15 protein-coding genes and 1 pseudogene are annotated in these 14118 nt (G+C 54.6%); 11 read left to right on the top strand and 5 right to left on the bottom strand.

From position 1 onward, the window contains the following. Positions 1–83: 83 nt before the first annotated feature. Positions 84–578 (bottom strand): annotated as a pseudogene (locus H7R76_RS12610) (DUF72 domain-containing protein); the annotation flags it as partial. Next, on the bottom strand, positions 575–1141 hold the full coding sequence (locus H7R76_RS12605; protein WP_182930419.1) for a hydrolase: 567 nt from the start codon (positions 1139–1141) through the stop codon (positions 575–577). The gene H7R76_RS12605 and the pseudogene H7R76_RS12610, both read right to left, overlap by 4 nt. Before the next feature lie 266 nt (positions 1142–1407). On the opposite strand from H7R76_RS12605, the gene aspS reads away from it, so the two are divergent. From aspS to ruvC, 4 genes are read left to right on the top strand one after another with little or no spacing between them, the layout of a single operon-like run. After that, positions 1408–3195, top strand: coding sequence for an aspartate--tRNA ligase (aspS, locus tag H7R76_RS12600; protein ID WP_106927787.1), 1788 nt, complete (start codon positions 1408–1410; stop codon positions 3193–3195). 1 nt (position 3196) lies between these two features. Next, a complete protein-coding gene (gene nudB, locus H7R76_RS12595) occupies positions 3197–3640 on the top strand; it encodes a dihydroneopterin triphosphate diphosphatase (protein WP_106927785.1) in 444 nt (147 codons plus the stop codon). A gap of 28 nt (positions 3641–3668) precedes the next feature. Beyond that, positions 3669–4412: a YebC/PmpR family DNA-binding transcriptional regulator gene (locus tag H7R76_RS12590; protein ID WP_106927783.1), complete on the top strand. Its 744-nt coding sequence runs from the start codon at positions 3669–3671 to the stop codon at positions 4410–4412. A gap of 34 nt (positions 4413–4446) precedes the next feature. Then, positions 4447–4968 (top strand): crossover junction endodeoxyribonuclease RuvC, encoded by a 522-nt coding sequence (gene ruvC / locus H7R76_RS12585; protein WP_106927781.1) that lies wholly within the window; start codon positions 4447–4449, stop codon positions 4966–4968. Positions 4969–4979: 11 nt separating this feature from the next. Here ruvC and H7R76_RS12580 read toward each other — a convergent pair whose 3' ends face one another. Then, positions 4980–5573 carry a YebB family permuted papain-like enzyme gene (locus H7R76_RS12580; protein ID WP_182930420.1) on the bottom strand — a complete coding sequence of 198 codons (594 nt, stop codon included), beginning with the start codon at positions 5571–5573 and terminating at the stop codon, positions 4980–4982. Between the two features lie 202 nt (positions 5574–5775). Between H7R76_RS12580 and H7R76_RS12575 the strand changes: the two genes are divergently transcribed. The 4 genes from H7R76_RS12575 to ruvB all read left to right on the top strand — a co-directional run bounded on the left by H7R76_RS12575 (position 5776) and on the right by ruvB (position 8987). Continuing rightward, a complete protein-coding gene (locus H7R76_RS12575) occupies positions 5776–6471 on the top strand; it encodes a hypothetical protein (RefSeq protein WP_182965366.1) in 696 nt (231 codons plus the stop codon). Positions 6472–6591: 120 nt separating this feature from the next. Then, complete coding sequence (locus tag H7R76_RS12570; protein WP_182965365.1) at positions 6592–7254, top strand: hypothetical protein; 663 nt, start codon at positions 6592–6594, stop codon at positions 7252–7254. A 102-nt stretch (positions 7255–7356) separates the two neighbouring features. Next, positions 7357–7968: a Holliday junction branch migration protein RuvA gene (ruvA, locus tag H7R76_RS12565; RefSeq protein ID WP_182965364.1), complete on the top strand. Its 612-nt coding sequence runs from the start codon at positions 7357–7359 to the stop codon at positions 7966–7968. An 8-nt stretch (positions 7969–7976) separates the two neighbouring features. Then, positions 7977–8987 (top strand): Holliday junction branch migration DNA helicase RuvB, encoded by a 1011-nt coding sequence (gene ruvB / locus H7R76_RS12560; RefSeq protein ID WP_106927779.1) that lies wholly within the window; start codon positions 7977–7979, stop codon positions 8985–8987. A gap of 78 nt (positions 8988–9065) precedes the next feature. On the opposite strand, the gene znuB is transcribed toward ruvB, so the two are convergent. Beyond that, on the bottom strand, positions 9066–9851 hold the full coding sequence (gene znuB / locus H7R76_RS12555) for a zinc ABC transporter permease subunit ZnuB (protein WP_182965363.1): 786 nt from the start codon (positions 9849–9851) through the stop codon (positions 9066–9068). Then, on the bottom strand, positions 9848–10603 hold the full coding sequence (znuC, locus tag H7R76_RS12550) for a zinc ABC transporter ATP-binding protein ZnuC (RefSeq protein WP_106927774.1): 756 nt from the start codon (positions 10601–10603) through the stop codon (positions 9848–9850). The genes znuB and znuC overlap by 4 nt, the downstream gene beginning before the upstream one ends. Positions 10604–10680: 77 nt before the next feature. Here znuC and znuA point away from each other — a divergent pair, with 77 nt between their 5' ends. From znuA to lpxM, 3 genes are all read left to right on the top strand, one after another. Beyond that, positions 10681–11640: a zinc ABC transporter substrate-binding protein ZnuA gene (znuA, locus tag H7R76_RS12545; RefSeq protein WP_106927772.1), complete on the top strand. Its 960-nt coding sequence runs from the start codon at positions 10681–10683 to the stop codon at positions 11638–11640. Positions 11641–11652: 12 nt separating this feature from the next. Beyond that, positions 11653–12972, top strand: coding sequence for a murein DD-endopeptidase MepM (gene mepM / locus H7R76_RS12540; RefSeq protein ID WP_106927770.1), 1320 nt, complete (start codon positions 11653–11655; stop codon positions 12970–12972). 131 nt (positions 12973–13103) lie between these two features. Beyond that, on the top strand, positions 13104–14081 hold the full coding sequence (lpxM, locus tag H7R76_RS12535) for a lauroyl-Kdo(2)-lipid IV(A) myristoyltransferase (RefSeq protein WP_106927768.1): 978 nt from the start codon (positions 13104–13106) through the stop codon (positions 14079–14081). The last annotated feature ends 37 nt before the right edge of the window (positions 14082–14118 follow it).

Genomic DNA, 14118 nt, shown 5'->3' with positions numbered 1-14118 from the left:
ATGACACCTTATCCAGATGTTTTTCAATGGCTTTGGTCATGTTCAAAGTTGAGATTTTGAAGGCTTTAAGGGGGTGTGTATCAATGGAGGGGTGACATTAGGATAACGCGGTTAACGCCACGTTCGTGCAGGCCGCGATTCAGCAACCGTTCTTCCTCGCCTTTACTGAAAAAGCCGGGATGGCGCACTTCCACACCGTAATGAAAATCTTTCGGCAGACCATCGAGAAAAGCCCATAGCGCGGGAAGATCGCGCGGGCCGAAGGTTGCGGGAAGCTGCAACCAGTACTGGCCGATACGCCCGGCGAGCGGCGACAGGCGTTGGAAAAATTCCTGCGTGAGATCGTCACACTGGCGAAGCGCGGCCTGGTGTGAAATGGTTGCCGGAAATTTAAAGCAGAAGCGAAAATGATCGTCCGTTTGCGCCTGCCAGCGGGTGACGATCTCGGCTTTAGGCAGGGCGTAGAGGGTCGTATTGCCCTCCACACAGTTAAAATGACGGGCATACTGTTCAAGGCTGGTGATACCCAGGCGCACCCATTTCGGATGCGACCATTGGGGAAGCCCGACATAAATCATAGCGCGGCCAGGATCGCTTCGGTGCTGCGAACGCGCGCAATGCGCGGGAAAATATAGGACAGGCTGCTCTGATGCTGATCGTTGTTAAACGCGCTGCACGCGTCTTCGGCTATGACCAGGTTAAAGCCCAGCTCCCAGGCGTTACGCGCGGTCGACTCCACGCCGATATTGGTTGAGATCCCGCACAGGATGATGTTCTCAATACCGCGACGACGCAGCTGCATTTCAAGGTCGGTACCGTAAAATGCGCCCCACTGGCGTTTAGTCACTTCGATATCGCTGTCCTGTTTACCCAGCGCGGCCGGGTAGGTCCACCAGTTATCCGGCAGCGCTTTTGCCGGGGCCGGGGCGTCAACCGGCTGCTTTAACGCTTCGCCAAAATCGGCGGACCAGCCCACGCGAACTAACACCACCGGCGCGGCGACGGCGCGGCATTTCTCGGCCAGACGCGCCGCGCGTGCGACCACGTCGTCAGCGGTATGCGGGCCGCCGGCAAAGGGCAGAATGCCTTCCTGAAGGTCAATCACCACAAGGGCGGTTTTTTTGGCGTCTAAATTCAGCATGGAGTTCCTCGGTATACGGGCTATGGGGAGCATACCTTACAATCGTCGCCAGGTTATTGAACGGATAAATATTGTTAATTTTTGTGAGCGGGGGCAATAAGCGTTCAGCAAACAGGCGTATAAACAGCTGCGGACTTATCGTGGGCGAGAATTTCCAGTATAATAGCCCCCTTTTTTCATCCAGTAGTGACATTCAGCTAAAGCTGCGACAGTAACGCCTGCACGGCAGGCGACAATCCGCCGACGGCTAAGTTAAGGGATATCTCATGCGTACAGAATATTGCGGACAGCTTCGACAGTCCCACGTTGGGCAGCAGGTGACTCTGTGTGGTTGGGTCAACCGCCGTCGTGATCTCGGTAGCCTCATTTTTATCGATATGCGCGACCGTGAAGGCATCGTTCAGGTGTTCTTCGATCCGGATCGTGCGGATGCGTTGAAGTTAGCCTCTGAACTGCGTAATGAGTTCTGCATTCAGGTCACCGGCACCGTTCGCGCGCGCGATGAAAAGAACATCAACGCGGACATGGCGACCGGCGCTATCGAAGTGCTTGCTTCTGACCTGACGATCATTAACCGTTCAGAATCGCTGCCGCTGGACTCAAACCACGTCAACACCGAAGAAGCGCGTCTGAAGTACCGCTACCTCGACCTGCGTCGTCCGGAAATGGCTCAGCGCCTGAAAACCCGCGCGAAAATCACCAGCTTCGTGCGCCGTTTCATGGACGATCACGGTTTCCTCGATATCGAAACCCCGATGCTGACCAAAGCGACCCCGGAAGGTGCGCGCGACTACCTGGTACCGTCCCGCGTACATAAAGGTAAATTCTACGCGCTGCCGCAGTCTCCTCAGCTGTTTAAACAGCTGCTGATGATGTCCGGCTTCGACCGCTACTATCAGATCGTAAAATGCTTCCGTGACGAAGACCTGCGCGCCGACCGTCAGCCGGAATTCACCCAGATCGACGTGGAAACCTCCTTCATGACCGCACCGCAGGTGCGTGAAGTGATGGAAGCGCTGGTGCGTCAGCTGTGGCTGGAAATCAAAGGTGTCGATCTGGGCGATTTCCCGATCATGACCTTTGCTGAAGCCGAGCGTCGCTATGGTTCCGATAAACCGGACCTGCGTAACCCGATGGAACTGGTTGACGTTGCCGATCTGGTGAAAGACGTTGAGTTTGCGGTCTTCTCCGGCCCGGCGAACGATCCGAAAGGCCGCGTTGCCGCACTGCGCGTACCGGGCGGGGCGTCTCTGACCCGTAAGCTGATTGACGAATACGGCAACTTTGTGAAGATCTATGGCGCGAAAGGCCTGGCCTACATCAAAGTGACCGAACGTGCTAAAGGCATGGAAGGCATCAACAGCCCGGTGGCCAAATTCCTGACTGCGGACATCGTGGAAGCGATTCTTGAACGTACCGGCGCGCAGGATGGCGACATGGTGTTCTTCGGCGCCGACAATAAAAAAGTGGTGGCCGATGCGATGGGCGCGCTGCGCCTCAAGCTGGGCAAAGATCTTAACCTGACTGACGAGTCCATGTGGGCGCCGCTGTGGGTTATCGACTTCCCGATGTTTGAAGACGACGGTGAAGGCGGCCTGACCGCGATGCACCACCCGTTCACCTCGCCGAAAGACATGACCGCCGATGAGCTGAAAGCCGCGCCGGAAGATGCCGTGGCGAATGCTTACGACATGGTCATCAACGGCTATGAAGTGGGCGGCGGTTCCGTGCGTATCCACCGTGGCGATATGCAGCAGACCGTGTTCGGTATTCTGGGCATTAACGAACAGGAACAGCGTGAGAAATTCGGCTTCCTGCTCGACGCCCTGAAATACGGCACGCCGCCGCACGCGGGCCTGGCGTTTGGTCTGGACCGTCTGACCATGCTGCTGACCGGCACCGACAACATCCGCGACGTTATCGCTTTCCCGAAAACGACCGCGGCTGCCTGTCTGATGACCGAAGCACCAAGCTTCGCGAACCCGGCTTCGCTGGGTGAACTGGGTATTCAGGTTATTGCGAAAGAGCCGAAAGAGTCGGCGGAGAATAAGTAACATGTCATTCAAGCGACCCGTTTCTATTCTGGTGGTCATTTACGCCCAGGACAGTAAACGGGTGCTGATGTTGCAGCGACGCGATGACCCTGACTTCTGGCAGTCGGTCACCGGCAGTATAGAGGAAGGGGAAACCGCGTCGCAGGCTGCCATGCGTGAAGTAAAGGAAGAGGTCACCATTGATGTTGTGTCTGAGCAACTGACCTTGATGGACTGTCAACGCACGGTGGAGTTTGAAATTTTTCAACATTTACGTCATCGCTATGCCCCTGGCGTCGAACGCAATACGGAATCGTGGTTCTGTCTTGCGCTTCCTCACGAACGGGAAGTGGTGTTCACCGAACACCTGGCTTACCAATGGCTCGATGCGCCCGCTGCGGCGGCGCTCACCAAGTCGTGGAGCAACCGGCAGGCGATTGAAGAATTTGTCATTAACGCTGCCTGAAAGGGCATAGTTTTTTGGAGATATTTTTATGGCAGGTCATAGTAAATGGGCCAACACCAGACATCGTAAAGCCGCGCAGGATGCGAAGCGCGGCAAAATCTTCACCAAGATCATTCGTGAGCTGGTGACGGCGGCCAAACTGGGCGGCGGCGATCCGGATGCGAACCCACGTCTGCGTGCAGCGGTAGATAAAGCCCTGGCCAACAACATGACGCGCGATACCCTGAACCGCGCTATCGCGCGCGGTGTGGGCGGTGATGAAGATTCCAACATGGAAACCATCATCTATGAAGGCTACGGTCCTGGCGGCACCGCGGTGATGATTGAGTGCCTGTCTGACAACCGTAACCGTACCGTTGCGGAAGTGCGTCATGCATTCAGCAAAACCGGCGGCAACCTGGGTACCGACGGTTCCGTCGCGTATCTGTTCAGCAAAAAAGGCGTGATCTCCTTTGAACAGGGCGACGAAGACGTCATCATGGAAGCGGCGCTGGAAGCCGGTGCTGAAGATGTGGTGACCTTCGACGACGGCGCGATTGACGTCTATACCGCGTGGGAAGAGATGGGGAAAGTGCGTGATGCGCTGGAAGCGGCTGGTCTGAAAGCCGACGCGGCGGAAGTGTCCATGATTCCATCGACCAAAGCCGATATGGATGCGGAAACGGCGCCGAAGCTGATGCGTCTGATCGACATGCTGGAAGACTGTGACGACGTTCAGGAAGTCTACCACAACGGCGAAATCTCTGACGAGGTTGCTGCTACCTTAGAATGAGGTGGTTTAACGCTGACATAACAGGAGAGGCGTGATGTCTATTATTCTCGGCATTGACCCGGGGTCACGCATCACCGGTTATGGTGTCATTCGCCAGGTGGGTCGCCAGTTGACCTATCTTGGCAGCGGATGCATCCGCACTAAAGTTGACGATCTGCCGTCGCGTCTGAAGCTGATTTACGCAGGCGTGACGGAGATCATCACGCAGTTCCAGCCGGACTATTTCGCTATCGAGCAGGTCTTTATGGCGAAAAACGCCGATTCGGCACTCAAACTAGGGCAGGCGCGCGGCGTGGCGATTGTAGCCGCCACCAACCAGGAACTGCCGGTTTTTGAGTATGCGGCTCGCCAGGTCAAACAGACGGTGGTGGGTATCGGTAGCGCGGAAAAAAGCCAGGTACAGCATATGGTGCGAACGCTGCTCAAGCTGCCCGCCAACCCGCAGGCGGATGCCGCGGATGCGCTGGCGATTGCCATTACCCATTGCCATGTCAGCCAGAATGCCATGCAGGTGAGCGATGCAAGGCTGAATTTAGCGCGTGGACGGCTGCGATAACTTAAACCGCCTCAGTCGCCGTTGATTGGGGGGGTATCTACATTTTGTGAATCCACCAGAATAAGATTCGGATGCTGCCACAGGCTGGCTGGCGTCACCGTTTTGCGCTCCCAGGGAATAGACCCTAAAAACCAGAGCTTCCAGAAGGTGAGCTTCGCACCGGGGTTGCTGTGCAGCAATTCTTCAAACGTCTCGACGTCGCCTATCGGAATACACAACGCTTCTTTGTAGATATCAAACACAAATTTCGAACAGAACTGGCGTGATGACTCGTATTTAAATCCCGTGTGATAAAATTTATTTAGCCGGGCAGGAACCTGCTCCATGATCGCGAGTTTTTGTTCGACCGTCAGGCCGCCGCGCAGGCGACGAACGGCATAACGCTGTTCAGCGGAACGCTGAATAAACAGCGATAGCGTGGTGACGGTTGAGAGAGGGACGCGGCTTTCAGCCACCAGATAGTCTTCGCCGTTGTGGCCGATAATTATGCCAACATGGTTACTCCAGCACTGTGATGCGGTTGATATCTGGCCGAAAAGCGCAGCACCTATACAGGTAAAGACAATATCTCCGGTTTCATATTGCGTTGAATAATGTTTTTTCATGCTCTCGTTCCATGGTGATTTTCTGAAATGACGCCCTTTATTTTACGCTGTAAGATAATTAACACTATATTAGTGCCATGACAAGAAATGGGTTATTGATAAATTATTCCGATGAATGCTGTTATCTATTGTTATTTGGGTTGTTAATGTGTTTTTTACGGCATTAAAAAAAGAGCGCTTAATTTTATCAGAAGGAAGGGGAATGGAAGGTAAACAGTCGCAGGGAAGACGAAAGCTATTCTATCCGCCTTATGTATGTATTTGCATCAGCATGCATTTTTTTCTGAGCTTATGTTATTGTCTGGTTATTGATATAACAGAGGCTAATGCAATCGTTTTTTTATTGAAGCCAGGCACTATTTCGCTGTTCTTTTTATTTATTCCTATCAAGGCGCGAAGTGTCAGAATGCTGGTGGTGTTTGTCTCGATTGTTATCACTTTTATCTTTAATCAATGGCCCCTGGCTACAGGAAATAAAACCTTAGTTTTGTGTGTGCAGGTCGCATGGTTTATCGCATGCTGGTCCACAACGGCGGTAAATAAATCAGGCTGGCTGATGATGAGCGTAGCGTTATTTTTGCTCTGTATTTGGGGTGTAATCCGGCAGGAGCGGATAAAACAACAGTTTAACACTGCTGATATTTATATTGTTAATGATGGAGTAAGTTGTGGTGCAAATGGTCACTGTTTCCAGTATATTGCGGCACAAGGTTATGGCTTGACGGCGAAACGACAGACGATTTTTAGTAGTGAAAATTATGTGAATATTTATTACAGCTACCCAGAAGGTGTTCCTGCTGTAAATTTTGATGGAATGAACGGCGAGTTTTCACAATATTTGCTATGTCATGGTCGTTTAACGCATGTTGAGCATAATAACATGGCGGTATGCAATTGAATTCAGCAAGCTTAAACCGAGTTGTCCGTAACGTTATTATTCAATATGTCAGGTTATACCGGTATTGTTGTAATAATATTTGCTTCTGATTAATCAGCATAAATGGTTAGGGTATTGCTGGTGAATATGCGTAAACTAATGGCCATGAAACATAGATTGTGGATAGTACCGATCATTTTCAGTGGCTATGTGTTGTACACGGAATATGGCTATTATCATAACAGCGTTCGTGATAGCGGACTCGTTTCCGCCGTTCATTACGTTAGCACCACTGAGCGCAAGATGAGCGGTGATTGTCATTTAGCGCGAGATACGTGTGCGGGCCTCTATTCGTACGACACGACCTGGCGGCAAGGAGAGCAATCTTACGTTTTTCATACCGACAGAGAACTAAACCCGCCAGCAAGGGCGATGTGCGTACAATTTGTCCAGAACGATCCAAGCGTAGCCAAACTCTGCCATCATCTCTTTTTCAATGCCAGCTTTGTACCTTATTTAATCGCTATCTGGTCAATCGCCGCTTTTATGAGTCTGACGCGCTTTGTCCACCATAAACTGCATCCCCGCCTGCCGATGCTGGAGACCTGGCGTATTATTGATCGCCGTCATCACTTGTTACTGGAAACGCAGGAGCGGGAAGAGGCGCTGCGGTTTATCGGTAAAGGCTATCGAATTTGCCATACGACGCGCGGGCAGGAGGTTATCCGGGTGGGGCGAAAGAAAGTCGATAATCATTATACGGTATATTTTGTTCGTGCCAGCAACGGTACCCGTAGGCGATAAAGCGCCTGGCAAATCGCTAAAGACGTTTTTCATCTGGATATCTATCCAGTCTTTTTTTATGATAGTGCATTACCTTTTCAGCCCTTAACGCAGGAGCGTCATGTGATAGGCAGACTCAGAGGCATCATTCTCGAAAAACAACCCCCGTTGGTCCTTCTGGAGACCGGCGGCGTCGGCTATGAAGTGCATATGCCGATGACCTGTTTTTACGAGCTGCCGGAGGCCGGGCAGGAGGCGATCGTCTTCACCCACTTTGTGGTGCGCGAAGATGCCCAACTGCTGTACGGTTTTAACAATAAACAGGAGCGGACCCTGTTTAAAGAGTTGATTAAAACCAACGGCGTCGGCCCGAAGCTGGCGCTGGCCATCCTGTCGGGCATGTCGGCGCAGCAGTTTGTCAACGCGGTGGAACGTGAAGAGCTTGGCGCGCTGGTCAAGCTGCCGGGGATTGGCAAGAAAACCGCCGAGCGCCTGATTGTCGAAATGAAAGACCGCTTCAAAGGGCTGCATGGCGATCTGTTTACCCCTGCCGCCGATCTGGTGCTGACGTCTCCTGCGGGGCCGGAGAGCGACGACGCCGAGCAGGAAGCGGTTGCCGCGCTGGTGGCGCTGGGCTATAAACCTCAGGAAGCCAGTCGGATGGTGAGCAAAATCACCCGTCCGGACGCCAGCAGTGAAACATTGATCCGCGAAGCGCTCCGCGCGGCGCTATGAGGTAAAGGATGATTGAAGCAGACCGTCTGATTTCCGCTGAAAGCACGTTGCCAGAAGATGTGGCAGACCGTGCGATTCGGCCAAAATTACTGGAAGAGTATATCGGCCAGCCGCAGGTGCGTTCGCAGATGGAAATCTTCATCCAGGCGGCGAAGCTGCGCGGCGACGCGCTGGATCATCTGCTGATCTTCGGCCCGCCGGGCCTTGGGAAAACGACGCTGGCAAACATTGTTGCCAATGAAATGGGCGTTAACCTGCGCACCACCTCTGGCCCGGTGCTGGAGAAAGCGGGCGACCTGGCGGCAATGCTCACCAACCTTGAACCGCACGATGTGCTGTTTATCGACGAGATTCACCGCCTGTCGCCGGTTGTGGAAGAAGTGCTCTATCCGGCAATGGAAGACTACCAGCTGGATATCATGATTGGCGAGGGCCCGGCTGCGCGCTCAATTAAAATCGATCTGCCGCCGTTCACCTTGATTGGTGCTACCACCCGCGCGGGTTCGCTGACCTCACCGCTGCGCGATCGTTTCGGTATCGTCCAGCGTCTGGAGTTCTACCAGGTGCCTGATTTGCAGCACATCGTCGGGCGTAGCGCCCGCCATATGGGGCTGGAAATGAGCGACGAAGGTGCTCTGGAGGTTGCCCGTCGCGCGCGCGGTACGCCGCGTATCGCTAACCGCCTGCTCCGGCGCGTGCGCGACTACGCTGAAGTCAAGCATGACGGCACTATCTCGGCCGACATCGCCGCGCAGGCGCTGGATATGCTGAACGTCGACGCCGAAGGCTTTGACTATATGGACCGCAAGCTGCTGCTGGCGGTGATTGATAAGTTCTTTGGTGGGCCGGTTGGGTTGGACAACCTGGCGGCGGCAATCGGTGAAGAGCGCGAAACCATTGAGGACGTGCTGGAGCCGTATCTGATTCAGCAGGGTTTTTTGCAGCGTACCCCGCGTGGGCGCATCGCAACGACGCGCGCGTGGAGCCACTTTGGCATCACGCCGCCGGAAATGCCTTAGCAATGCAACACCTGATGGCGCTTCGCTTATCAGGCCTACCATTCTGTAGGCCCGGTCGGCGAAGCGCCACAGAGCAAATCAGGCGGCCGCTTTGCGGGTCATGCTCAGGATAAACAGCAGCGCCGCGCACAGCACGACGGAAGGCCCGGCCGGCGTATCGTAAAACGCCGAGAAGGTCAGCCCACCCGTTACCGCAATCATCCCTACCACGACGGCAATACCCGCCATTTGTTCCGGCGTACGCGCAAAACGTCGCGCCGTCGCCGCGGGGATAATCAGCAGTGACGTAATAATCAACGCGCCGACAAACTTCATCGCCACGCCGATGGTCAGCGCCGTCACCAGCATCAGCAGTAGTTTAACCCGCTGGAGCTTCACGCCGTCGACAAACGCTAAATCCGGGCTGATGGTCATCGACAGCAGGTTGCGCCACTGCCAGAACAAAATACCCAGCACCACGATGACGCCGAGCGCAATCGAGATCAGATCCTGCGGCGTAACCGCTAGCAGATCGCCGAACAGGTAGGCCATCAGGTCGACGCGGATATTCGACATCAGGCTGACGACCACCAGGCCGAGCGACAGCGCGCTGTGCGCCATAATGCCGAGAAGCGTATCCACCGCGAGGTGAGGGCGCTTCTCTAGCCACACCAGACCACCGGCCAGCAGCAGCGTGACGGCGATGACCGCATAGAAAGGGTTAACGTCCAGCAGCAGGCCGAACGCCACTCCCAGCAGCGAGGCATGGGCGAGGGTATCGCCAAAGTAGGACATCCGGCGCCAGACGACAAACGAGCCCAGAGGGCCCGCCGCGCATGCCAGCATCATTCCGGCCAGCCAGCCGGGAAGTAAAATTTCAATCATGACTGCCCATTTCCCCGACGAAGAACGATACGGCCCTGTAAATCATGGCGGTGGTTATGCTGATGACGGTAAATCCCCAGCTGTTCGGCGCCGCGCGGGCCAAACATGGAGATAAATTCCGGATGCATGGAGACCACGTCCGGCGTGCCGGAGCAGCAAATATGATGATTGAGACACAGCACATCGTCGGTTTTCGCCATTACCAGATGCAGATCGTGCGACACCATCAGCACCGCGCAGTTAAGCTCCTGGCGAAGCTGATTAATCAGATCGTATAGCGCCACCTGGCCGTTGACGTCAACGCCCTGGGTGGGTTCATCCAGCACCAGCAGCTGAGGCTTGTTTAACAGCGCACGCGCCAGCAGAACGCGCTGGGTTTCACCACCGGAGAGCTTCTGCATCGGTGCATCCTGCAGGTGCCCGGCCTGTACGCGCATCAGCGCGGGCAGAATATCTTCTTTGCGCGTTGCCGGGTGCAAGCGTAAAAAACGCTTGACGGTAAGCGGTAATGTCGCGTCAAGGTGGACCTTTTGCGGTACGTAGCCTACGCGCAGCTGTTTTTCACGCACGACCACGCCTTCGCTGGGCGGCACGAGGCCCAACACCACGCGCACCAGCGTCGACTTACCCGCGCCGTTCGGGCCAAGCAGCGTCAGAATGCGCCCTGGCTTGAGATTCAGTGAGATGTCGGAGAGCACCCGGCGCTGGCCGAAGCTGACGGAGACATTTTGCAGCGATACAAGATTCGTCATAGCAATTAGGGGTTGCACAAGATAGTGAATGTTATAATATCACACATCACTTATTCATTTCGATTATCAGACGCATTATGTTACAGAAAAATACGCTTCTTTGCGCAGCCTTATCAGCCGCGCTTTTGGGTACCGCCGTACCGCGTGCGGATGCTGCCGTTGTCGCCTCACTTAAACCATTAGGATTTATCGCTTCCGCGATTGCCGATGGCGTTACCGAGACCCAGGTTTTACTGCCTGACGGTGCGTCTGAACATGATTATTCATTGCGCCCATCTGATGCAAAACGCTTACAGAACGCGGACTTAGTGGTGTGGATTGGTCCAGAGATGGAAGCGTTCATGGACAAGTCAACGCAAAGCATTGCCGACGGCAAAAAAGTCACCATTGCCCAGCTTGATGGTGTGAAACCGTTGCTCATGAAAGGGAGTGATGATGACGATCATGATGCTGCTGAAGCGGGTGACGGTGAACACGCCCACGGCGAAAAAGGTGACGCACATCACCATCATGGTGAATACAACATGCACCTGTGGTTATCCCCAGAGATAGCGCGGCTTTCGGCGGTTGCAATCCATGACAAATTAGTGGACCTTATGCCCCAGAGTCGAGCCCGGCTTGACGCCAACCTGAAGAATTTTGAGGCTAATCTGGCCACGGTCGATAAGCAGGTGGCAAATGAGCTGACGCCGGTAAAAGGAAAGGGCTATTTCGTTTTTCATGATGCCTATGGCTACTTCGAAAAACACTACGGTTTGACGCCGCTTGGGCACTTCACCGTTAACCCTGAAATTCAACCTGGTGCGCAGCGTTTACATCAAATAAGAACACAGTTGGTTGAGCAAAAAGCAACCTGCGTTTTTGCTGAGCCACAATTCAGGCCCGCTGTCGTTGAATCTGTCGCGCGGGGAACCAACGTTCGCATGGGAACGTTAGATCCTCTAGGCACGAACATTCAGTTGAGCAAAGAGAGCTATCCAGCATTTCTGACTCAGTTGGCGACCCAGTATGCGAGCTGCCTGAAAGGAGATAAGTAAGGAAGTGAATACGTGCAGCAGATAGCCCGCTCTGTCGCCCTGGCATTTAACAATTTGCCGCGACCCCACCGCGTTATGCTGGGGTCACTCACCGTTCTCACACTGGCCGTCGCCGTTTGGCGGCCGTATGTTTACCACCCCAATTCTTCACCGGTTGTTCGCACCATCGAGCTGGAGAAAAAAGAGATTCGCTCTCTGCTACCGGAGGCCAGCGAACCGATTGACCAATCCGCGCAGGAAGACGAAGCGATTCCTCAGGATGAACTGGACGACAAAGCCGATAACGAAACGGGCGTGCATGAATATGTGGTATCCACGGGCGATACCCTAAGCAGCATCCTGAACCAGTACGGCATTGATATGGGCAACATCAGCCAGCTTGCTGCGGCTGATAAAGACCTGAAAAATATGAAGGTGGGCCAGCAGCTCTCCTGGACCTTGAACGATGATGGCGATCTCCAGCGTTTAACCTGGGAAATGTCGCGTCGTGAAACCCGCACCTACGATCGCGTTGCAAACGGTTTCAAAATGAGCAGCGAGATGCAGCAGGGCGACTGGGTTAATAGCTTGATCAACGGCACCGTCGGCGGCAGCTTTGTCTCCAGCGCGACCAGCGCCGGGTTAACCAGCGCGGAAGTGAGCGCGGTGATCAAAGCCATGCAGTGGCAGATGGACTTCCGTAAGCTGAAAAAAGGCGATCAGTTCTCGGTGCTGATGTCGCGCGAAATGCTCGACGGCAAGCGTGAACAGAGCCAGCTTCTTGGCGTGCGTCTGCGTTCCGACGGTAAAGACTATTACGCTATTCGCGCTGAGGACGGTAAATTCTACGATCGTAGCGGCACCGGGTTGGCGAAAGGCTTCCTGCGCTTCCCGACCGCGCGTCAGTTCCGCGTGTCGTCTAACTTTAACCCGCGCCGCCTGAACCCGGTGACCGGCCGCGTTGCGCCACACCGTGGCGTTGACTTTGCGATGCCGCAGGGGACGCCAGTGCTGGCCGTCGGTGACGGAGAAGTGGTGGTGGCGAAGCGTAGCGGTGCAGCCGGCTACTATGTGGCGCTGCGTCACGGTCGTACCTACACCACGCGCTATATGCACCTGCGTAAGCTGCTGGTGAAACCGGGGCAGAAAGTCAAACGCGGCGATCGTATTGCGCTTTCCGGTAATACCGGTCGTTCAACCGGCCCGCACCTGCATTATGAAGTGTGGATTAACCAACAGGCGGTTAACCCGCTGACGGCGAAATTACCGCGTACCGAAGGGCTGACCGGCTCAGACCGTACCGACTATCTGGCGCAGGTGAAACAGGTTCTGCCGCAGCTGCGTTTTGACTAGTTTCGACTAAGAAGTATGCGTTCAGAGCCGACGTCACTATGGCGTCGGCTTTTTCTTTTGTGCGAAGCATTCTGCCTCGCTACACTATTTGATTATTCGCACCGACCCGATAATTCGAACCTGGAACAGGCATGGAAACGAAAAAAAATACCAGTGAATATATTCCCGAGTTTGAGAAATCTTTCCGCCATCCTCAATACTGGGGTGCCTGGTTAGGCGTGCTGGCATTTGCGGGGATCGCTTACGTACCGGCAAAAATTCGTGACCCTATTCTGGGTAAGCTCGGTCGCCTGGCGGGTAAATTTGGCCGCAGCGCTCGCCGTCGTGCTCAGATCAATCTGCTGTATTGCTTCCCGGATAAAAGCGAAGCCGAGCGCGAAGCCATTATTGATGAGATGTTTGCCACCGCGCCGCAGGCAATGGTCATGATGGCCGAACTGGCGTTGAAAGGGCCTGAAAAAATTCTGCCGCGCCTCGACTGGCAGGGGCAGGAGATTATCGATGAACTCCGCGCCAATGGCGAAAACGTCATTTTCCTGGTACCGCACGGCTGGGGGGTGGATATCCCGGCAATGGTGATGGCCTCGCAGGGGCAAAAAATGGCGGCGATGTTCCATAATCAGGGCAACAAAGTCTTCGACTACGTCTGGAACACCGTTCGTCGTCGTTTTGGCGGTCGTCTGCACGCCCGTAACGACGGCATCAAGCCGTTTATTCAGTCCGTCCGTCAGGGCTACTGGGGCTACTATCTGCCGGACCAGGATCACGGCCCGGAGCACAGCGAGTTCGTGGATTTCTTTGCTACCTATAAAGCCACGCTGCCGGCGATTGGCCGTCTGATGAAGGTGTGCCGCGCGCGCGTGGTGCCGCTGTTCCCGGTTTATGATGGCAAAACGCATCGTCTGACCATTCTGGTTCGACCACCGATGGATGACCTGCTGGAAGCGGATGACAACACCATTGCGCGTCGAATGAACGAAGAGGTGGAGATTTTCGTTGGGCCACATACTGAGCAGTACACGTGGATCCTGAAGCTGCTGAAAACGCGCAAGCCGGGTGAAACCGAGCCGTATCAGCGTAAAGAACTCTATCCAAAGAAAAAGAAATAGCCCCGTAGCCCGTCCGAGCAATGCGACGACGGGGCGG

It is taken from the genome of Klebsiella sp. WP8-S18-ESBL-06 (assembly GCF_014169755.1).
GTDB lineage: Bacteria > Pseudomonadota > Gammaproteobacteria > Enterobacterales > Enterobacteriaceae > Kluyvera > Kluyvera ascorbata_B.
Note: the sequence above shows the minus strand (reverse complement) of the source record. Positions and strands in the feature narration are given on the sequence as shown.